Annotated in this window: 11 protein-coding genes and 1 pseudogene; 7 read left to right on the plus strand and 5 right to left on the minus strand. The window is 39.1% G+C overall.

All coding sequences use genetic code 11. The features are described from left to right. Window positions 1-2937, plus strand: a complete 2937-nt coding sequence (locus FEE42_RS12805) for a toxin VasX (RefSeq protein WP_237184472.1) — start codon at window positions 1-3, stop codon at window positions 2935-2937. A gap of 3 nt (window positions 2938-2940) precedes the next feature. Further along, the gene (locus FEE42_RS03675; RefSeq protein WP_059365546.1) at window positions 2941-4113 is read left to right on the plus strand and encodes a hypothetical protein; all 1173 of its coding nucleotides are present in this window, start codon (window positions 2941-2943) and stop codon (window positions 4111-4113) included. A 132-nt stretch (window positions 4114-4245) separates the two neighbouring features. On the opposite strand, the pseudogene tnpA reads toward FEE42_RS03675, so the two are convergent. Together tnpA and FEE42_RS03685 are read right to left on the minus strand one after the other, a co-directional pair. Then, window positions 4246-4679, minus strand: a pseudogene (gene tnpA, locus FEE42_RS03680) (IS200/IS605 family transposase). A gap of 570 nt (window positions 4680-5249) precedes the next feature. Further along, a complete protein-coding gene (locus FEE42_RS03685; protein WP_164027744.1) occupies window positions 5250-15119 on the minus strand; it encodes a YadA-like family protein in 9870 nt (3289 codons plus the stop codon). A gap of 855 nt (window positions 15120-15974) precedes the next feature. Between FEE42_RS03685 and FEE42_RS03690 the strand changes: the two genes are divergently transcribed. After that, a complete protein-coding gene (locus FEE42_RS03690) occupies window positions 15975-16346 on the plus strand; it encodes a helix-turn-helix domain-containing protein (protein WP_059365549.1) in 372 nt (123 codons plus the stop codon). Window positions 16347-16505: 159 nt separating this feature from the next. On the opposite strand, the gene xseA is transcribed toward FEE42_RS03690, so the two are convergent. The 3 genes from xseA to FEE42_RS03705 are packed head-to-tail and all read right to left on the minus strand — an operon-like array spanning window position 16506 to window position 19355. Next, on the minus strand, window positions 16506-17825 hold the full coding sequence (gene xseA, locus FEE42_RS03695) for an exodeoxyribonuclease VII large subunit (protein WP_164027745.1): 1320 nt from the start codon (window positions 17823-17825) through the stop codon (window positions 16506-16508). Further along, complete coding sequence (locus FEE42_RS03700) at window positions 17818-19044, minus strand: ribosomal protein uL16 3-hydroxylase (protein WP_164027746.1); 1227 nt, start codon at window positions 19042-19044, stop codon at window positions 17818-17820. Before FEE42_RS03700 ends, xseA begins: the two co-directional genes overlap by 8 nt. Further along, window positions 19041-19355, minus strand: coding sequence for an RnfH family protein (locus FEE42_RS03705; protein ID WP_135969629.1), 315 nt, complete (start codon window positions 19353-19355; stop codon window positions 19041-19043). Before FEE42_RS03705 ends, FEE42_RS03700 begins: the two co-directional genes overlap by 4 nt. 176 nt (window positions 19356-19531) lie before the next feature. On the opposite strand from FEE42_RS03705, the gene pth reads away from it, so the two are divergent. The 4 genes from pth to FEE42_RS03725 all read left to right on the plus strand — a co-directional run bounded on the left by pth (window position 19532) and on the right by FEE42_RS03725 (window position 22852). Continuing rightward, entirely contained in the window at window positions 19532-20116 is a 585-nt protein-coding gene (gene pth, locus FEE42_RS03710) for an aminoacyl-tRNA hydrolase (RefSeq protein WP_164027747.1), read from the plus strand. A 48-nt stretch (window positions 20117-20164) separates the two neighbouring features. Beyond that, window positions 20165-21256, plus strand: coding sequence for a redox-regulated ATPase YchF (ychF, locus tag FEE42_RS03715; RefSeq protein ID WP_164027748.1), 1092 nt, complete (start codon window positions 20165-20167; stop codon window positions 21254-21256). A 65-nt stretch (window positions 21257-21321) separates the two neighbouring features. Continuing rightward, window positions 21322-22221, plus strand: a complete 900-nt coding sequence (locus FEE42_RS03720; protein WP_164027749.1) for a homocysteine S-methyltransferase family protein — start codon at window positions 21322-21324, stop codon at window positions 22219-22221. Window positions 22222-22270: 49 nt separating this feature from the next. Further along, complete coding sequence (locus FEE42_RS03725; RefSeq protein WP_059365555.1) at window positions 22271-22852, plus strand: uracil-DNA glycosylase family protein; 582 nt, start codon at window positions 22271-22273, stop codon at window positions 22850-22852. Window positions 22853-22854: the final 2 nt, after the last annotated feature.

Here is a 22854-nt window from a genome sequence, read left to right on the forward strand (position 1 = left end):
ATGACAAAAAACACTGAAAAATCAAATCAACAAAGAAAACCACTTGAAGGCTTGATTCAGGAAAGTAAAAATTTATCTATCTCAAACAATAAATGTGAACAACCTTTTATCCCAATTTATCCCGTTCGTTATGCTTTAAGTGGATTTTATTTAAACTCCATACGTGAAAGATTAAACGATAATGCAATTTTGCCATATTCCAAAATTGCTGATATATCAGTACCTAACGAAATGAAAAGAGGAAGTATCCATCAGCTCCAGCAATTACGTCAAGGGTATATTTATATCTACTCCCCAACGACACATAGAGCCGTTGCGACCGATAAAAATAATAAATGGCTTGTCTTTCGTTATGTAACCCATGCAGATGATGTAAATAGCAATAACTTCATCACTGAAGAAGATAAAAATCTTAAAACAACTAATTTTAAATTTGTACTCTATCAATGGGGGGATGAAGGGGCTAACGGTAAATGGGAACAAAGAGCAGTTGAAGGTTTACCTTTAACAACAGACACATTATTTGTCGATAAGACCCAGCAATGGGTTCAAATGGCATACAGTGAATATCCTTGGTCAGCCGAGATATTTGAGCATCTGGAAAAAGATGAACAAGCCCGCGCTGCTATTATGGCAAAAATAGATGTTCAGTCAAAAAAGCTCACGAAAAATAGTGCGCCTTTTGAAATGCTATGGGAACTGGCTATTGAATTCTCCAAAGAGCAAAAAAGCATTGAGCTGAATAAGGATACTTTTACCCGTATTAAAAAAGCCTTTAAAGCGCCAACACTATGCGGGGAACAAGATAAAGGTCTAATTGTTGCCTTAGAAGATACTATTGGTGAAATGCGTGAATTACAAAACCTTTTAACTCAATTTATCGATAAAAAAGCAACTTATCACGAAGAATACGCTTATCCTCTAACCATTGGTCATATCATTGATCCTAAAGTGATCTATGATGTCCAAGGAAAGGAATGTCCATTCAAAAATGAACAACTAATCATTAATCAAAATGGTGTAAAAAAAGCACTATCAAATGATTTTGGAAAATACACGAAATTAGTTGCAGATAGTTATAGTCGATTCGATGTTCCAGCAAAAGCGCTTACAGAACAACTTATCCAATTAAAACGGCGTAAACCGTTACGTGTTTTATTAACCGAGTTTATGCCTACGTTACTTAAAGAAATATCCAAAAAAGAATCGATAAATACAACCGGACTCGATCGCACAGCTTTTGTGTATTGTCGCCTTCTTGCTGATATTTGCATTGGCTTGGAAAGTACACAGGAAGGTCAAAAGGAACTGGAAACATTATTTACCGCTCCCGATTCCTCAAAAGGTGCTATCGGGGGAGAACAATACCGCAAATCTATTAAAGAGGCATTTGATGCGATATTTTCCTCAATGGAAACGATTGCAGACATTTCACATAGGATAGCTAATTTAAAACGGTTGTTCTCTTCAGTGGACAGTACCCTAACTTTTGTGGGAAATACGATTATAAAAATATGGTCAACCAATAAAGATTGTGTGATTGATTACAAAAAGATCTTATCGGTTTACGGCTTTCTGACCATGCATGGTAATCCTGAGGCTATGTTTATGGGGTTACATAAAAATCTAATAGAACACTTAGATACACAAGCAAAAACGGATAATGCAACAAGAAAAGAACGTCAAAAGGCGCTTTCAAAAATAAAAGCGAAACTAAGAGAAGAAAAAAGAAGCTGGATCGCCGATTTTGAATCCTATTCCAATCAAGCAGAAAAACTACAAAATTCAAAACGCTTTATCGGTATGCTCGCCGTCTTCAATGGAATAAAATCCCTTGAAGGTTACGATCCGATCAATAAAAAACTCAATAAAACCAAACTAGGGAAATGGTCACAACAAGAATGGCTGCAACGTACCTCATCTATTCTTGATATCTCTATCAGTACAGCGGATATTGCTTATGGCTTAGGAATTATCCGTAATCCCGGCGCGACAGTTCCTCTGGCAAAAGCTCCTCAGCTTCCCGGTGGTACTCTAAAAGCCATCGGCACAAATATCCGTGCTTATGCTTTTTTAGGTGGCGGTATTATTGTGGGGGTCATTGCGGTTATTATCGCAATGGGGGATCTTGCCGAAGCCATTGATAGTGGCGATAAAGCCTCTATTATCGGTAGTTCCTTAGTATTAACCGGCTCTATTGTTGGCGTAACGGCAAGTGCAATAGGTACAATGGGCGGTTTTTCAGGCATGCTTGCGTTAGGTATCGCGGGTGCAATTGCCCTTGTCTTAATAGTCATTGGCAGCGTGATTTTTACTTATTGGGGAAAATCAAAACTTGCCCTTTGGGTTGAACGAGGATTTTGGGGGAATGGAGATAAATATTACTACTGGGCAAATGAGAAAAGAGCCGAACACATCAGTGAGCAAATTGAAGATGCAAAAATTCTTTCAAATCAAAATTTGATTAAACAACTATATTCACAAGTAACCGATAATTCAATATTTTCATATACAGATAATATAGCGACTAAATCATCTAAATTGTCTCAATATATAAAAATAAAATACGGTTTTGATGAAGAACTCTATGATTATTTTATTCAACATGGAATGCAAATTAGTCATACTAACGATATTATCACAATAACCTATGCGGAATTTACCAAATCACATCCAAATTCAAACAATCTCAAGATATATTGTCATGAATTTCCTGGGAAAGGCATATATATTACTGATTTTAATTATTCAGGAATTAGCATCAACTTCTCGTTATCTGCTAATGGAATTACTTCATCTTCTTTTACTGCTTATGTAACATTTACAGACAAAGAAGGAGATAATGTAAACAAACTTTATCAAAGTGATGGCTTTAAAAAATTTATGAGCCAGCAAAATACACGAGCTTTACAAAAATTAGAAGCGCTAGGGGAATAGTAAATGGCTAATTTATTAAGTAAAACATTACAACAAGCACTCCGCCGTTGTTTTGTTAAAATTGATGATAATACGATTGAAATTAAGGAACGAAAGGGCATTTTCTTTAAACTGGTGTTTATTGTAATCACTGCAGCCTCAATTTATTTTGATTTTATTGATTCAAGTCACAGATATAGCGTTTTGGAAGACTTACAATTTACTTTTCAACCTGAAACTAGATTCCAAAGGGAGTGGCTATCTGCAGCTGATTTTTCAAAGCCCGGATATACTAGACATGGAAAAACAAAAGAAGAATATTTAGCAGGAATGTGGAATCGCCATAAACATGAAGTTTGGAAAGGCTACTACTATGTAGGCAAATACCTCGTACTCTTTTTTATTCTTTTCCGACCAAGTAAAAAACGGGCCCGATTCGATCGCAAACGAGGTATTATTTATACTTATATTGGCAAAAAATTTTATATTACCGAGCTCAATAAATTAATGCGCCCATTTCCCGAATATATTTCAGCGGTTAATGCCACCGTATTTTTTTGGGTACATCCTTATCATGATAAAGGAACAGGCACACCCTGTTTCAGAGGACCGCAGTTTGCGATTGCCGATCGCTCTTCTTGGTTCCCCATGCTGGCTCTTACCTTATTGCCTTTTTTAAGACAAGAGTTAGTAAAATTTAATACCACGCCTTATTTGAAAAAAATACTCGTTGATTTTATGAACCCTGCAACGCCACAAGAACGGATTGATGAAATTATGAACGCAATTGAGGGTAGAAAAGGCATTTCTGAATGGCTATTCGGTTTGATGTTTAACTGGATTGACGGCGGGTTATATTGTAAGACATTGCCGAAAAAAGCCTTTCTAGAAGAAAAAATTGCGCATTATTTCAAAGAGGAATCACCTAAAATCGAAGGATTACCTTCCTTTCACCCTGCAACCAGCTTTGATTCATTATGTGATCAAGTCAAAGGTTATGTGATTATCAGCGTAAAAGAAAACAAAAAATTTGGTTATCAAGCCCCCTGTCCAAACTTATTTGAATATCCAAAGGTACTCTCATTACACGCCGGTCGTTTACTCGGTTATTGGGGCAATATCCAAGATGAAAGTAATACGCCATTAGAGGTGTTACAAAAACAACGTGGAAAACCTAAACAGAAGAAAAGAAAGTAGTTACATCCCATCTAAAAGTGCGGTTAAAATTTTGAGTGTTTTGGTGAGAGTAAAAATCCACCTTCATAGAAGGTGGCTTTAATTTGCGCCCCATAGGGGCGTTTTTAAATTTCGATTCTGAGAATCCAAATTTTATTCCGTTGAAAGACTTAATTGCTTGTCTTCAAACTCATGTTTCTCTTGATACTTCACATATCTTAGTATCATTTCTGCATTGACACCTACGGTGTCAACACAGTAACCTCTTGCCCAAAAGTGAGCCCCAATTTATGCTTCCTCAAATAGGGAAACTTATTGAACAATCTTATCGCTGTCCTATCTTTTAAATGTCCTATTATTTCTGAAACTGATATCTTCGGCGGAATATTAACCAACAAATGAACATGATCTATTTGAACGTTTAATTCTATTATTTCTACTTTAAGCTGCTCACATAATATTCTTAGATGAACATAAACTTCCCTACCTACTTTATCTTTTAATATTCTAAAACGACATTTCGGCGTCCAAACTAAATGATATTGACAATACCAAATCACATGCGATGATTTCTTAAATCGACTCATATTTTTTTCCTTATATGCGTTATGGGGATAACTTCCAAAAGGATTTTCTATGAGTCGATTTATTCAGGCAAAGCCTTTTAAGGCTATAATCACCTTCACAGAAGGTGGTTTTTATCTGTTGTATTAAGTTTTTTCAGGATAAACAAGCATCACGAAAACTGACATCTAAAATATTAAATAATCATTAACACTCTACAATATCAGGGATTTTATATTTAATAATAGTTTATTTTTTTATCTAATAGGATGAAATCTATCGCTATAACAATAAATCAAAATTGGCGTATCCTTAATCTTCAAATATGTAAATGAATCTAAAAAAATAAGTAATGTAATTTCCCTATTTTTGATATTGTGGAAACGTAGAAAATAAATTAAGTAAAAAAGATTTAAGTTTAATCCAAGCAGGTAAGTTCGAAATTTTAAACAAGAGGCGACCAAATTCATTTCTTCTCAATAGTTAAATTGATTCTCTCAGTCCAAAACAAGTGTTTACATGGTGAATGAAAAAAGCTCAATCTTTATCTAAAAGATTGAGCTTTATAATATCTGGCTAGCTATGAATACTAATTACCATTCATAACCCAAACCGACCGCACTTACAACATCACCACGGGTATTGGTACTACCGCTTAGTTTCAGCAATACTTTTCCGTTATCGCTGGCTTTGGTATAACCTAAGGCTACCGCATTTTCACCACGGTAGTTACTCGCTGCAACCGCAACCATTGATTTGCCATTTCCTCGAACCTGCGGTAAACCGGCAATCGCTGCAGCCCCGGCAATACCTGCTCTCAGATCTTTATCAACTTTGTTAATCTTGTTATTTAAGCTATTAACATTATTGTTAATATTATTGATATTTCGATTAACTGCATATAACTGAGAGCCATTCACCGCATCTGTAGAGGTTGTGGAAACTTCACCAGGTGCAACATGGGTAATTTTCTTATTGCCGGCATCAATACCGTCAGCAGTCATGCTTGGGCCATTTTTCACAGAAATACCACGATTGTTTACAACGGTATTACCTGCTCTTACAGAACCATCGTTACCAAGATCAATATCTTTTGTAAGTTGCACTTCTAAAGTACCTTTACCGTCAGCCTTAACATTGATGTTACCTTTCGCAGATTTGAAGTTTTCAGATTGCGATTTAGAAACACCTTCACCTTTCACTGTGACTGTGCTGTTAAGTTTACGGCTGTTTACTACTTCATTATTGCCGGTGAATTTCAAGCCGTCATCAGTCGTTGCGATTTCGTGAGTTTTATTTGGATTGTCTTTTTCCACATAAACTAAACGAGTTTCGCCATCTTTACCATCAACGCCAACTTTTCCATCTTGACCTTTAATAGAAATGCCATTTTTACCATCTTTCCCATTTAAGCCGATTGAACCGTCTTTGCCGTTGATAACCACTGATGAACCGTCTTTACCGTTCACACCGATAGAGCCATCGGCACCATCTTTGCCGTTAGCACCTTTTTCACCTACAGTGACTTTATTTACCGTTAGGTCTTTCGCTAAGGCGACAACAACTTTGCCATTTTCTTCATAAGTTTTGATGTTCGCAGCATCATATTCAGTATCAGCTTTCTCGCCTTTACCGACTATTTCAAGTGTTTCACCAAGATTTTTATGAATACTCTGTCCGCTTTGACCTTTGAAGTTCAAACCTTCTCTAACCAGTTCTTGCTTAACATTGTGTAATTGTGAACCGTTTACAGCATCCTTAGATGTTGAACTAATCTCACCATCAGCAACATTTACAACTTTATTACCACCGTTATCTAAACCTTTATTGGTTAATACCACATTGGTTTTACCATTGTCAGAGGCTCTGATTGTGATACCACTATCATTCATCGTTGTGTTGCCTGTGGTTACAGAAGTGAAATCAACATTATCTTTAGTTTTCACAGTATATGTCGTGCTTCCATCGGCATTTTTAGTCGGTATCACATCAATATTTTTACCGGGATTAACCGTTGTTGTTGCTTGAGCAATACCGTCTTTTAACTGTTTTACATTAACTGCATCAGTATCGTCTTCACCTGCTTTCACGTTAGTAATCTTGTTATCATCAACACTTAAGTTTCCACCGGAAATCGTTGTTCCACCTGCTTTAAACTCAATTTTTTGACCATCTTTATTTGAGATAGAATCAACATTTTTCAAATCTTTAGCAAGTTGAACCTCTAGAGTACCTTTACCATCAGCTTTAACATTGATATTACCTTTTGCCGATTTAAAGTTTTCAGATGTATCTTTATCAATACCTTCACCTTTAATAGTTACAACAGAATTTAATTTGTGGCTATTAACAACCTCATTATTACCAGTAAATCTCAAGCCGTCGTTAAGTGTTGCTACTTCTTCTGTTTCACCATTTGGTTTTTTATAAACGATACGGGTTTTAGTTTTACTATCTTTACCGTCATTACCATCAAGCCCAGCCTGACCTTGAACAACTGTAATTACCCCACTCGAACCATCTTTACCGTTAATACCAATAGTGCCGTCTTTTCCATTCAATGTTATCGCATCTTTACCATCAGCGTCTTTTAAGCCAATAGAACCATCTTTACCATTGATAGAAACGCCATCCTGACCATTTTCACCTTTAACCGTAATAGCGCCCGATTCTTGATTATTACCAATGGTGACATCTTTATTTAAGCCGACTTGTAACTTAGCTTTGCCATTTTCATTGACCACTTTAGTGGTTACACTTCCATCACCTTTTACGGTTACCGTTTCACCAAGTTTTGCCTTAGCGTCATTACCATTTTCATCCGTTAAACCAAATCCGCCACCTTTTGATGGATCCGTAATATTATTAATCGATTCTTTTAAGTCACCGACATTAACCGCATTATTTAACGTATCGCCCTTAGCATCCGTTAAAGATACCTTGTTACCATTAGCATCCCTCAAACCACTATCAACATTAACAATTTGGTTTCCGCCATTGTTCAAGCCTTTATCCGTCACGCTAACGGTTTTATTTACAGGAGCATCTTTAGGTGTAATGGTTAAACCATTGCCATTGATAACGGATTTACTACTTGTTATTTCATCAATGAATTGCGCGCTTGTTAAATCTTGTAGCACTTTAGCCATTTTAAGAATTAACTTATCGCTTTCATTATCAACACGTAAGTTTTTATCGGTAACATCAGCATTTGCATTTAATTTCCCTAAAATTTCTAACTCTTCATTGAGTTTTTTAGCTATAGCGTCGCCTTTATCACCTTTAAATTTTAAGCCATCGTTAAGTGTTGCTACTTCTTCGATGATGGTTTTATTCGGGTCTTTCGGATCTTTGGTTTCATAAACAATACGGGTTTTGTTTTCACCGGCTTTTCCGTCAACACCGGTTTTTCCATCGGCACCTTTAATGGTTAACGCATTCGCTCCATCTTTACCATTTAAGCCGATTGAACCGTCTTTACCATTAATAACCACGGCAGAACCGTCTTTACCGTTCACACCGATACTACCGTCAACTCCATCTTTACCATTAGCACCTTTTTCACCCACAGTGACGTTGTTTGCGGTGAGATCTTTCGCTAAAGCGATAACAACTTTTCCGTTTTCAGTAATAGTTTTGATGTTAGTTGCATCATACTCAGTATCTGATTTTCCGCCTTTACCCACGATCTCAAGTTTTTCACCTAAATTTTTATGGATAACAGAATCATTACCGACTGACTGCGTACCAAAATCTAAACCTTTAGTATTGATTGCATTGGTTACATTATAAAGTTGTGAACCATTTACCGCGTCTTTCGAGGTTTCATTTACCTCACCATCTTTAAGGTTGGTAATTTTATTACCATCAATACTTACGTCTCCGCCCTTAATGGTTACAGCCGATTGGGAAGGATCATTATTATCTTTACCGGTAAAGACAATTGATGAGTTATTTCCACCAACCGAATTAATGCCGTTAAGATTTTTTGCCAAACGAACGGTTAAATTATTAGAACCATCAGAAATAACACCGATGTTATTATCTTCCGAAAGTTCGTTTCTGTCCGTAATACCACCTATAATGTTTACTTGTTCATTTAAGTGTTTTTTGATGACATTTGTATTTGCAATTGCATCACCATAGTATTTCATACCATCATCATGCGTCGCCACTTCATGTTCTTTGCCATCTTTATCTTTGTAAACGATACGGGTAATTCCGTCTTTACCATCTTCACCGTCAACACCGGCTTTGCCCTCTTTTACTGAAATATCAGCGGACACGCCATCGCTACCGTCAGCACCTTTAGGCCCCGTTAAACCAATATGACCCACTCCATCTTTAGCGGAAATAGAAACCGCATCTTTGCCATCTTTACCGCTGATTCCGACTTTACCATCTTCACCATTTTGACCGTTAGGACCAGTGATTGTCACTCCATCTTTACCGTTCACACCATTTGTGCCGTTTACAACAATCTTATCTAAATTAGTTAAGTCTTTGTTCAACGCAAAACTGTAAGTTTGAGCTTCATCAGTACCGCTTTGAGTGATAGTTAAATTTTTACCTGCATCCAGATTAACTACTGCACCCGCCCTTACTGTTTTCGCTACTGCAGAACCGTTTACATTACCGGTTGCATTTGCATTCCATCCACTGTTGTTTACGATATCAACCACTTGATGAACCGTTACAATGCCATTTGCAGCATCTTTTCCGTTCTTACCATTAATTGGAGTAGTTGGCGTTGTACCTAACTTAACATCATATTTAACAATACCGTCTTTACCTACCGAGGCAGTTGTATAGTTACCATCTGTGAAATTTAACCCTTTTGATAAGATAACGGTTTGATCGTTAGTGCCATTTGCTTTATAGGTTAATGGCGCATCACCAAGATTTTGTTCTGCAACAGAAACCGTATAAGTTTTCTGACCTGTCGTCTGATCTTCGTTTGGAGTCACCGTCACATTTTTGCTACCGGATTGAACAGTCGTTCCTAAACCGGTAATCACTTTCTTACCGTCATTAGTAATATTTTTTAAATCTGATTTTGCAATATTTGTGATTTTAGCTTCACCCGCCACATCTTTACCGTCACCATCAACATAGCTCATGGTGACTATGCCTGCATCATTTACTTGGTATTCACCCGGTTTGATATGACGTTCTGCCGATTTTACCGAATCCAGCTGACTTAGATTAACTGCATCAGTCGGATTCGTACCATTGGCTACATTCTTAATTTGATTACCACCATTATTTAAACCTGAGTTTGTTAAGGATACGTTTTTGGTTGTATCAGCCGGGTTCGCAATAGTCATACCGCCGTTATTTATGGCAGTATTCCCTACTTTTACAGAACCTTTATCAGTTAAGTTAATATCTTTGTTAAGTTTAACCTCTAGCTTATTATTACCATCTGCAACAACATTGATATTACCGGCAGCAGATTCAAACGCTTTGGCTGCGGCTTCATCAATACCTTCACCCTGTACTTTTACCAAAGTATTAAGTTTGTGTTTATTTTCAACAGACTCATTATTACCAGTGAATCTCAAACCATCTTCTAGTGTCGCAACAGTATGATTAGTACCTTTATCATCTTTATAAACGATACGGGTCATACCGTCTTTACCATTTGCACCATCAGTGCCATCAACGCCAACTGCGCCTTTATCACCTTTGATAGTTAAGCCGTTACTACCGTTTGTGCCGTTCAAACCGATAGATCCGTCTTTACCATTAATAACTACGGACGAACCGTCTTTGCCATTAATACCGATCTTACCGTCAATCCCATCTTTACCCGGTGTGCCCGGCTTACCTTTTTCACCAATAGTAATGTCATTTGCTAAAGAATACGTGTAAGTTTGGTTATTAGGATCCGTCACATCTTGTTTAACCATTAAGTTTTTACCGGCATCGAAATTTACGACCGCACTTGGCGCTACTTTAGTTGCTACAGATGTGCCATCAAGCTCACCTGCTGATTTTGTCGCATTTGCCAACCAACCACTATTATTGATTGCATCAACGACAGTTTTCACTGTTGCAACTGTGTTTTTACCATTTGATCCATCAATACCGGCTTTACCATCTGCTCCAGTTGTAATATTGCCTACGTTTACGTCGTATTGAACCTTGCCATTCTCAGCGACTGTTGCGGTTGTGTAGTTACCATCTGTGAAATCTAAGCCTTGTGATACTTTAACTTTTTGTGGATTCTCACCATTGGCTTTATATGATAGCTCTGCGTCACCTAAGTTTTGCGCTATTGCGCTAACGGTATAGGTTTTTTGCCCTGTTGTAGCATCGGTTGTATTGGTTACAACTACGTTACTGCCGGCTTCAACAATTGTGCCTAAACCGGTAATAACTTTCTTACCTTCATTAGTAATATTGTTGAGGTTTTTATCCGATGCATTATCAATTTTATCTTTTGTATCTTTTGTTAAATCAACGGTAATATCCGCACCTGCGGCAGTTGTTGATACATATTTACCATTATCACCACTCACAACGTTAAATTGTAAACCACCATTTTTATTGAGAGTTTGTGTATCAGTTGTAGTTGATTTATCACCACCTAATTTAATCGTATTATTAAATTTATTGTTAACAAGACTTAACTGCTCTTCCGTTGCTGCGCGACCTTTTGTCCCAAAATCCGAACCATCTAATGTTTTATTTGTTAAACCGGTTATATCTCCGGTATTACCGTTAAAGTTAATCGCAGTATTACCACTCCCCACCGTCACGACACCGTTCGGCTTGAAGTTTATTTTACCTGTACCGGTACCACCTGTGATCGAAGTAATATTGGTTAATCCACCCTCTACATTAACTGCATAAGTATCGACATCACCATCAACACCTTTCGTTACAGTCGTATTTTTGCCATTAATAACTTTAACTGCTTTTTTCGCCTCGTTACGAATTACAGTTTTACCGCCATCATTGACATTAGTTAAATTAACATTGGCTGCATTATCGATTTTGTCTTTTATATCTTTTGTTAAATCAACGGTAACATCCGTACCTGCTGCGGTTGTTGATACATATTTGGCACTATCTCCGCCTACTACGTTAAATTGTAAACCACCCGCTTTAGACAGATTTTGTTCGTTAGTGGTACCTGAATTACCGCCTAATTTGACATTGTTATCACCAATTTTGGTGTTTACTACATTCGATACCGTTTTTAACTGATCTTCCGTAGCCGATCGGCCTGACACCGGAGTTGGATTCGTTACATTCCAGTCAGTATTGGTTAAACCCGTAATATGGCCGTCTTTACCATTTAGGCCGATTGCATTATTACCGCTAACATTCACCACACCATCCGGTCTGAATTCAACTTTACCTGAACCATTACCGTTAGTAATTGAAGTAACATCCTCTAAAGCGCCCTCAACATCGACCTTAAATGTTTTAACATCATTCACATCACGGTACGATACTTTAGTATTTTTGCCATCTTCCATATTAATTGTAGCTTTCGCTAAGTTTTTGATCTTAGTTTCGCCACTATTATTAATATTGGAAAGATCTTGTTTGGCAATACCCGTGATTTTTGCTGTTTCATTTGCAACTGCTTTTCCATTACCATCGGTATAAGTCATTGTGACAGAACCATCATTCTGAACAGCATATTCACCTTTTGTAAGGTGTTTTTCGTCACCTAAATTAGCAATACTTTGATCACCATATTTAATACGATCACCATCATACTTAACAGTCGTGTTACTTGTTTGATCTCCAAGTTTAATTTCTTTGGTATTAACGCTATTTAAATCTTTAAGATCTTTTGCCAATTTAATCGCTAGACCGCCTTGTGTCGAACCGGAGCCAGCCGTTCCGACAACACCGATATTATTATCGGATAGATTATTTTCTGCCGCACCGCCGGTTACACTTAATGTCTCCCCTAATTTACGATTTACAGTTACGCTTGTGTTATCGCCTTGGAAGTTTAAACCTTTGGCAATGTCGTTTGTGTTGTTAGAAATGTTTTGCGTGTTGTTAGCAATATTATTGGTGTTATTTGTCACATTTTGGTTAGTTGCAAAAAGTTGAGAACCATTTATCGCATCCCCACTATTTGCATCAATTGTGCCATTTGAAACATTGGTAATTTTTTTATTGCCTGCATCAACGCCATCTTTAGTGATCTTTGGCCCGTCTTTAATGGTTAAACCTTTATCATCTAAAGTTGTGTTACCCGTTACTACTTTTGTGAAACTAACATTTTCTTTAGTCGCAATAGTTAAATTGGCATTGTGTTGCGTAATATTAATGTTATTACCCGCAATGACTTTAACGGTATCGCCCATTGCAATTTTTTGTTCTTTATTGCCGGCTACTTCGCCCGAACCGGCCTTATCAGTTGTGATTTTCCAGCCTTGCTCAATTCGTGATGCAACGGCATATAACTGAGAACCATTAATTGCATCTGTTGAATTAGCTTCAACATGACCTGCAGCTACATTTTTAATTTGACGCTCTTTCCCCTTTCCACCAATACTGACAAAATGTCCAGCATCTTGCACAGAACCGGTAAAGTTATAAGTATGTCCGCCAATCGTTTTATTTGCTACGGTTTCAGTTGCGTGTGAACCTGTCGTTGTAGAATTATCACCAAGAATCACCGAACCGGCTGTATCGGCACTGATATTTGCACCAATAGCAACGGTATTAGCACCGGCTACATTCGTATTATGCCCGATTGAAATTGAATCTTTCGCATTTTTCCCTGTACCGGTCATTTCACCCAATGCAATAGATCCCGTACCTTTCGCGCCTAAATTATCATAATTACTATTTACTTCTTTTTGTTTGCTTTTATCAGCATTAACACTGACATAGTTGGTTTGAGCGAGTTCTACCGCTTTTTTTACATTATTCAGTTTCTGATTTTTAATATCAAACTCAGGTGCTTTATAAGTATAGCGACCAATGGTGGCATCAATGCTATAGCCGATATAACCATCTCCGGCAATGGATTTTGCTAAATTATCATTAACCTCAGATAACTGTTTAACATTTACGGCATCAGTATCTTCACGACCTGCCGCCAGGTTCACTAAACGACGCTCTGAACCTTTATTGGCAATCGCAACAACACCATTCTCAATATCAAAAGCATCATTTGTGTATTTTGCATTTGCGTTTTTAATGTCTGCTTGATTAACAACGGTACCATTTCCCAAAGACAACGAGTTATTAGCATTAGATATTGCCCCCTCCCCGATACTCATCGCACCTTTTTTAGTCGCTTTTGAGTTCTTACCGATCGTTATCACATTTTCATGTAGTGCTTGAGCATTACTCCCGAAAGCAATCGAATTGGCCTCAGTTGCATTCGCATTGCTACCAAATGCGACAGCATCATTCTTATGTGCCTTAGCTTCTACACCGAATGCAATAGAATTGTTTTTAGCACCTAATGAATTGTAACCAAAAGCAATAGATGAATTACCTATCGCTCTTGAACTTGTACCAAACGCAATGGCTTTTTCCGCACTAGAAGAAGCGGGCTTAGTTACTTGTTCACCTAAGTAATTATCATATGCAGAATAAAATTCGCCTGTGCTTGCCAATGAACCAAATGCAAAAGAATCATTACCGTTTGTTTTCGCTCCTGAACCAATTGCAACAGAACGCTCACCGTTTGATTGCGTATTATTTAAACCGTCATACTTGGTTCTTTTCGCTTCCCCTGCCGCTCCGGGTAAACCATCAAGAGTTTTCGGTGCGGCATTACCAATCGCAATAGATTGATTGCCATTTGATGTCGCAGACGCCCCAAATGCAAAACTTGCACTCCCTTTTGCATAGGCGACAGAACCAATTGCTGCAGAATAATCACCAATTGCAGCAGATTGACGCATCATTGCAAGGGAGTTAAACCCTTTGGCTCGAGAGGCGGTACCAATTGCAGTTGCCCCTGTATCCTCTGCATTTGAGAATGCACCAATAGCGGTAGCTAATCCACCTGTTGCTTGAGCATAGTCCCCCACCGCAATACCATTTGAAGTACCATCTTTTTGAACAGCACTGCTCTTATTACCAATTGCGATACCAAATGCATATTCTCCACTACTTGAATAGCCATCGATTATGTTGCCTTGCTTATTGGTATCACGATAAGATTTATTGCCAGGGTTTTTATAATCGTATGCCCAAGTATTAGCACTAGCAGGACCAGGTCTAGCCTTAGCGCTAGTGCTAGTTTGCCCTTGGCTTGGTGTACCTCCCATCTCAATATAAGCATTAGCTACAATAGGTGTAGCCACAAGCGGCAATGTAATTGTAACAGTTTTAATTAAATTGGTACTCAACGAATCAGGCTTAGTTGAAGTAGAAGAGGAGGAGATTGCCTTCACTTTAGAAAGCTCTGAAACGGCAACCCATGTTTGAGCCGCATGATTCCAAATGACTCTAAAAATTTTATTCATATATTTGCTTGTCCTTTAAATTCAGGGTTATCTTTAGGAAGAGAACCATCTGCATTCAAGCAAAATTTTCCCATAGCGTGTGAATAACCGTAGTTTATAACTATCTAGACATTGGTAATAATTGGACTTGAATAAGTTTGTCCACATGTTGATATATGTTTGGTTACCAACGGTATAGCAGAGTTAGTCTTCTAGACTAAAATATAAACTTCTAAAACTATTCTTTATCACTAACAAAAATTTTACCTACAATGATGGTTTCATTTCTCAATTTGTTGGCTTTTAGTTGTAAGTTAAACACTCAATATGAGCAAATTTGCAGTCGCCGTCATCACGGCATATAAGCCTAGTAAAATAGCCTTACCTTTGCTAAGAAATCAGGCAAAAATACCACGCCGAAACCCTTTGATATAACGGCGTAGCAAACTCATTTCCAAAACAGTAAAGTGATATACGCTTACCCATTTCCAGATCGGTTTTGTCGATATTTTTAGCCTGTGGTTTAGCCAACAAAATTTAGTTATCTTTTCACCATAATATTCCCATGGTTCTCGTCCCCAACCTAAAAACATAGTTATCGTTTTAAATGGCTCGGCAACATCCACTGGTTTTGGCTTTAAAATTACTATTTGTGATTGATAAAACTCCCAATGCAAGAGCTATTTTTCATTAAATCTCCTAATGTAAGATGATGAATCAACGAAAAATCATTGGTTGAGTTAAATTATAATATTACAACCTCAAGACAATCAACTATTTTTAAAAAATAATAAAAAATATCAATCATTGAGTAACTTGAAATCATATTGTCACAAACAACGGAAATAATACTGATTTCATACAATGAGAGATAACATGGCAAGATTTACCGCAGCGGAAACAGATATCGCTATCGGCAAAAGGATTCAACTTCGCCGCAAGGAACTGGGTATCAGTGCTGAAGTATTAGCTGAAAAAATTGGGGTATCACAGCAACAATTTTCTCGTTATGAACGAGGAGCAACTAAAATAAATGTGAATCATTTGGTGGATATAGCCATTAGCTTAGATACTCCAATTGATTGGTTTTTCAGTGATAGCAAAGGCCTTAACTTAGAAGACAAACCGTATGTTCCCATACATAATGATGCATTGCGTTTTCGTCTTGATTACCATTGGCAACAAATGAATAATGAACAAAAACGTACTTTAATCAACTGGCTTGATGCCATCTCCGGAAGACAATAAAACCCTGCGTGGGACAGCTATTTCCAACACACGGCATTTTGAAAGGAACAAAAATGATCATGAAATAAAAAAGTTATAACTAAAAATAAAGCGCGGTTAATAACCGCACTTTTGTTAGACATACATCAAAATCACTTATCAATTACTTTTATCTGACTTTCATACCACCTGACTAACGATATTCCCATCCGCCACTTTTGTGGTAATCATTTCCCCTTGTTTAACGTCATTCATACTCGTGATTGTTTTTCCTTGCTCTGTTGTCGCAATGGAATAACCGCGAGCCAAAACCTTCAACGGACTTAATCCATCTAATTTTCCACACAATGACGCAAGCCGATTTTGACGTTCTATCAATTGGTGACTTGTGCTGAAATGTAATCGCCCTTGTAATTGCACTAATTGTTGTTGATAACGTTGGATACGATAAGGTAAGGGATTTTGTGCCAAACGAAGGGAAAGCGCGGTCAATTTTTGCTGTGTTTTTTCAACCTGACGTTTCATCGCAAATTGTAAACGTTGGACAAGTTGCTCATTTTTTGCCTGTTGAACACGCAGTTGATTCTGCGGATGTTGATTTTGTAAACGCAATGTTAGTTGCTTTAAATACTGGCTTTTTTCTGTTAATAATCGGTCAAGCGCGATATCTAAACGCTGTTGCTGATGGCGGAGTTGTTGCAGTAACTCCCCTTGATTTCGGCTGACCAATTCTGCCGCCGCCGAGGGAGTCGGCGCACGAAGATCAGCAACAAAATCGGCAATAGTGACATCCGTTTCATGACCTACGGCACTGATAATCGGTAACGTGGAGCGAAAAATCGCACGTGCAACAGATTCCTCATTAAAACACCAAAGATCTTCTAACGAACCGCCGCCCCGCCCGACAATCAGCACGTCCACTTCTCGCCGTACATTTGCCAGTTCGATCATCTGCACAATCTCAGCCGTTGCCTCTTTGCCTTGCACGGCTGTGGGATAAATCACTACCTTCAAACTTGGATCCCGCCGTGCCAAAATATGCAAAATATCTTGCAAAGCCGCACCGGTAGATGAAGTGATAATTCCCACGGATTTACTAAAGTGCGGTAAATTTTTCTTGAGATTTTGAGCAAATAATCCTTCTGCCGCCAGCTTCATCTTCAAGGCTTCAAATTGCTGTTGTAACAATCCTTCACCCGCAGAATGCATGGATTCAATGATGAGTTGATAATCACCCCGCGGCTCATATAAACTCACATTAGCACGCACCAAGACTTGCATCCCATTTTGCGGACGAAACGCCACACGCGAATTTTTCATCCTAAACATCGCACAACGCACCTGTGCATTTTCATCTTTCAATGTGAGATACCAATGACCTGATACCGGCTGGGTAAAATTAGAAATTTCCCCTGTCAGCCAAATTTGTGAAAAATTACTTTCCAACATTTGGCGTGTCGCATTATTGAGTTGGGAGACGGAATAAATATTGTCAGACATAGTCATTGAGCAACACCCAGCCATCGTCCAGCCAGTTACAAATTGAATCTAACAATAATTCCATCGTCGTTTCCGGATCTTCCGTTTCATTCGTTAAATCCGTTAAAAATACCCAATCTAAGCATTCACCGTCTGCTAAGCGTTTCAAGACTTCCGTTTCCACCAAGTTTAACTCATCCAACCATTCACCATTGGCATAAATGCGAAGGGGATTTTCCGTGTAGAGCAACTTGCAATTATTATCCTGACAAAGTAACGCCCCCTCTTCTAAATCGGCGCGCACCTCCTCAGGATCGCTCATTTCTTCAGAAACCAACAGTTCATAACGGCGTGAACTCACCGCACTTGCCACAGCCTGTTTGAATAACTTATCAAAGGCTTCGGAGTGGGCAAGTTTATCCAGTAGTTGTTGTTTCATCACCTGAATATTTTCGTCGGCAAGCTTACCGCTACGCTGTACCGATTGCGTTAAGCGAAGCGGTAAATCAAATTCGCTTAAATTCAAATCCGGATCTTGATGGCAAAAACCTTTACTGATGCCATCAATTAAATGGGTCAAATTCGGATAACGCAAGCCAAAAGAAAAAGTCAAACAATCTTCTTCCGCCACGCCATAATGTGCCATACGGGCGGGAATATAAAGAATATCACCCGGATTCATAACCTCATCAATCACCAATTCCCCCATATCGTCAAAAATACGAATCGGCTGATTTGGTTTAAACGCCGTGCTTGAATCACACCATTTCCCTAATTGCCAACGGCGGCGGCCATAACCTTGCACCAGAAACACATCATATTCATCATAATGTTTGCCCACCGAGCCGCCTTTCGGCGCATAAGACACCATAATATCATCACGTTGCCATTGCGGAATAAAACCAAATTTGTTCCAAAGTTGCCCTAATTCCGGCGACCATTGTTCCATATTTTGCACCAGCACCGACCATTTTTCCGGCAATTCTTTAAAATCCTGTTCTGTTAAAGGACTGAAAAACACTTTCCAGTCATCATTCGAAAAGGTTTTAATTAAACGTGCCGTGACATCTTCATTTTGCGCCAACTCAATAATATCTTGCGGTTCAAACTGCCCTACAATTTCAGGCAAACCGTTGCGGATAATGAGTGGCTTTTTCTGCCAATAATCCCGCAAGAAAATTTCAGGCGTGATGGATTCGGGTAAGCAAAAATCCGTTGGGAAAAGTGAAAGTGCGGTCATTTTTGGACTCCTTTTTCTTTATTGGCTTGAGCGGCTTGTTCTGCTGCCCGTTTACGGCGGATTTCTTTCGGATCAGCCAGCAGCGGACGATAAATTTCAACACGATCGCCCTCTTTCAATATATCGGTTAATTTTGTCGGACGACTGAAAATGCCCACTTTATTTTCACGTAAGTCAATATCAGTAAACTGTTGCAAAATACCGGATTGCAAAATCGCTGTTTGCACCATCGTTCCCTCTTCGACTTGGAGCGATTTCAAATAATAGTGATCCGGCAGCGCATAGGCAATTTCAATATTAATCTGATTCATTATGCTTTCTTTATACAAAAATTTTCGGCTATTATAGCGGAAAAGTGCGGTCAGTTTTAACGATAAAATAAGGAAATGTATTAATTTGGGCAGGCGATCTTGTTCTCGCGTTATAGATTGAGAATTTACCTACATTTCGCTACAATACGCCACTATTTTTAACATCATTATGCAATATGTCTGAAATTAAACTCATCGTTGGACTTGGTAATCCCGGGGATAAATATACCGAGACACGCCATAATGCCGGTGAATGGTTGGTAGAACGTTTAGCGCATCGTTTCAATACTACGCTTAACCCCGACAATAAATTCTTCGGTAAAACCGCCCGCACTTTGGTGAATGGAAAAGAAGTCCGCTTACTTATACCGACCACTTTTATGAATTTAAGTGGTAAATCCGTAGGCACACTGGCGGGATTCTATCGAATCAAACCTGAAGAAATTCTTGTGATTCATGATGAACTGGATCTCCCGCCCGGTGTCGCAAAACTCAAACAAGGCGGCGGACACGGCGGACATAACGGCTTGAAAGATATTGTGGCGCAGTTAGGAAATAGTAACAATTTTTACCGTTTACGCCTTGGCATTGGACATCCGGGACATCGTGATTTGGTTGCCGGTTATGTGCTTAATAAACCGTCTCCGACAGAGCGTAACGCGCTTGAAAAAGCCCTAGATGAAGCCACCGATTGCGTGGAAATGATTTTTAAAGACGGCATAGTAAAGGCGACTAATCGCTTAAACAGTTTTAAAATTTAAAAGTGCGGTCATTTTCGCAACTTTTTTGACTCAATATAAGGAAAAAATATGGGATTTAAATGTGGTATCGTGGGCTTACCAAACGTAGGGAAATCCACCCTTTTTAATGCGCTCACTAAAGCAGGTATTGAAGCGGCAAATTATCCGTTCTGTACGATTGAACCAAACACAGGCGTTGTCCCAATGCCGGATCCCCGCCTCGATGCCCTTGCGGAAATAGTCAAACCTGAACGGGTTCTGCCAACGACGATGGAGTTTGTGGATATTGCAGGATTAGTCGCCGGCGCAAGCAAAGGCGAAGGCTTGGGTAATAAATTCTTAGCAAACATTCGTGAAACCGATGCGATTGGGCATGTTGTTCGCTGTTTTGAAAATGACGATATTGTACACGTTGCCGGAAAAATTGATCCGTTAAACGATATTGAAACCATCAATACCGAACTTGCGCTTGCCGATTTAGATAGTTGCGAACGAGCCATTCAGCGTTTACAAAAACGTGCAAAAGGCGGCGACAAAGAAGCGAAATTTGAACTTTCAGTAATGGAAAAAATCCTTCCTGTCCTTTCTGAAGCGGGGATGATTCGCTCCGTTCCTCTTGATAAAGAAGAGTTGCTTGCGATTAAAAGCTATAATTTCTTAACCCTCAAACCCACTATGTATATCGCGAACGTCAATGAAGACGGTTTTGAAAATAACCCATACCTTGATAAAGTCCGCGAATTTGCTGAAAAAGAGGGGTCTGTGGTTGTGCCGGTATGTGCCGCCATTGAAGCGGAAATTGCGGAATTGGAAGAGGAAGAAAAAACAGAGTTTTTACAAGATTTAGGCATTGAAGAACCCGGCTTGAACCGTGTGATTCGTGCAGGATACGCCCTATTAAATCTTCAAACCTACTTCACCGCCGGTGTAAAAGAAGTACGAGCATGGACGGTTTCCGTAGGCGCAACCGCACCAAAAGCCGCCGCCGTGATCCATACCGATTTTGAGAAAGGTTTTATCCGTGCGGAAGTTATTGCTTATGAAGATTTTATTCAATACAAAGGTGAAAACGGCGCAAAAGAAGCCGGCAAATGGCGTTTAGAGGGGAAAGATTACATCGTACAAGACGGCGATGTGATGCACTTCCGCTTCAATGTATAAATTGAATCAAACACGACCGCACACCTAAAGTGCGGTCTTTTTTTAGCAAATTTTAGGAGAGCAACATGTCAAACATCATCATTCTAGACGGAGGAATGGGGCGTGAGCTAGCACGCCGTAAGGCGCCTTTTCAACAGCCCGAATGGTCTGCCCTTGCATTGTATCAACAGCCTTCCGCCGTTCAACTTGTGCATGAAGATTTCATTAAAAGCGGCGCTCAAGTGATTACAACAAATAGCTATGCCGTCGTCCCCTTTCATATTGGTGAACAACGTTTCCATAGCGATGGCAAAAGTTTGGCGGATTTAGCCGGCCGTTTGGCAAAAAGTGCGGTAAAAAATTCGGGCGTTTCTCCTATCAAAATAGCAGGATCAATTCCGCCATTATTCGGTTCTTACCGTTTCGATTTATATCAGCCGAACCGCGTACAAGAAGTTGCACAACCGATCATTGACGGGCTTTCGCCTTATGTGGATTTTTGGCTGTGCGAAACCCAAAGTTCCGCTACCGAACCCCAAGCGATCAAACCTCTATTGCCTAAAGATACACGCCCGTTTTGGGTTTCTTTTACCTTACAAGACGACGAACCGACTGATATCCCTCGCCTACGTTCCGGTGAAACGGTGCAAAGTACGGTCGAAAAAATGATCGAATTAGGCGTAGCGGCAATTTTGTTCAACTGTTGCCAACCTGAAGTCATTCAACAGGCGTTACTCATCACGCAGGAAACCTTAAAAAAACACCATATCACCACGATTCGTTTCGGTGCTTATGCCAATGCTTTTCCTCCACAACCGAAAAATGCTACCGCAAATGACGGGCTGGATGAAATCCGAGAAGATCTTAATCCGCAACAATATCTGATGTGGGCGGAAAAATGGGTTGAAAGCGGAGCGACCATTATTGGCGGCTGTTGCGGAATCGGGCCGGAGCATATTAAGGCGTTAGCTGAAAAATTTGGCTAGGCGATCAATAACCTATCTTCTCCATCAATGAATAGAAACGAGATAAATTATGCAAACGATCAATCAAATTAAAGCCGCAATTATTGCCGATCCTCAAAATAAATCATTCACAGAACGTCATATCGAACCGCTGTTTGCCGCCCCCTCTACCGCGCGAATTAATATTGTCGGTCAGGCGCCCGGCGTAAAAGCGGAGCAAACTCGTCTTTATTGGAATGATCAAAGCGGTGATCGCTTACGTGAATGGCTCAATGTCGATCGTGACACCTTCTATAACTCGGAGCTGTTTGCCGTCATTCCAATGGATTTTTATTATCCGGGCAAAGGCAAATCAGGGGATTTACCGCCTCGTCAAGGCTTTGCGCAGAAATGGCATCCGCAAATTCTAGCCACTTTACCAAATATTCAGCTCACACTCTTAATCGGACAATATGCGCAAAAATACTATTTACCGCAAAATACCTTAAACGTGACGGAAACAGTAAAAAACTATCGTGAATTTCTACCGCACTTTTTACCCTTAGTCCATCCTTCACCGCGTAATCAACTTTGGTTAAAGAAAAATTCATGGTTTGAACAAGAAGTCGTGCCGACCTTACAACAACTTGTGAAAAGCATTTTATCCTGTTGATT

Source organism: Rodentibacter caecimuris, from assembly GCF_010587025.1.
In the GTDB taxonomy this organism is placed as follows: Bacteria; Pseudomonadota; Gammaproteobacteria; order Enterobacterales; family Pasteurellaceae; genus Rodentibacter; species Rodentibacter caecimuris.

Bases quoted from the DNA above. Each gene is read 5' to 3' on its own strand.
- FEE42_RS03685 (WP_164027744.1), bottom strand. From the start codon at position 15,119: ATGAATAAAATTTTTAGAGTCATTTGGAATCATGCGGCTCAAACATGG.
- FEE42_RS03700 (WP_164027746.1), bottom strand. From the start codon at position 19,044: ATGACCGCACTTTCACTTTTCCCAACGGATTTTTGCTTACCCGAATCC.
- FEE42_RS03725 (WP_059365555.1), top strand. From the start codon at position 22,271: ATGCAAACGATCAATCAAATTAAAGCCGCAATTATTGCCGATCCTCAA.
- FEE42_RS03720 (WP_164027749.1), top strand. From the start codon at position 21,322: ATGTCAAACATCATCATTCTAGACGGAGGAATGGGGCGTGAGCTAGCA.
- xseA (WP_164027745.1), bottom strand. From the start codon at position 17,825: ATGTCTGACAATATTTATTCCGTCTCCCAACTCAATAATGCGACACGC.
- ychF (WP_164027748.1), top strand. From the start codon at position 20,165: ATGGGATTTAAATGTGGTATCGTGGGCTTACCAAACGTAGGGAAATCC.
- FEE42_RS03690 (WP_059365549.1), top strand. From the start codon at position 15,975: ATGGCAAGATTTACCGCAGCGGAAACAGATATCGCTATCGGCAAAAGG.
- FEE42_RS12805 (WP_237184472.1), top strand. From the start codon at position 1: ATGACAAAAAACACTGAAAAATCAAATCAACAAAGAAAACCACTTGAA.
- FEE42_RS03705 (WP_135969629.1), bottom strand. From the start codon at position 19,355: ATGAATCAGATTAATATTGAAATTGCCTATGCGCTGCCGGATCACTAT.
- pth (WP_164027747.1), top strand. From the start codon at position 19,532: ATGTCTGAAATTAAACTCATCGTTGGACTTGGTAATCCCGGGGATAAA.
- FEE42_RS03675 (WP_059365546.1), top strand. From the start codon at position 2,941: ATGGCTAATTTATTAAGTAAAACATTACAACAAGCACTCCGCCGTTGT.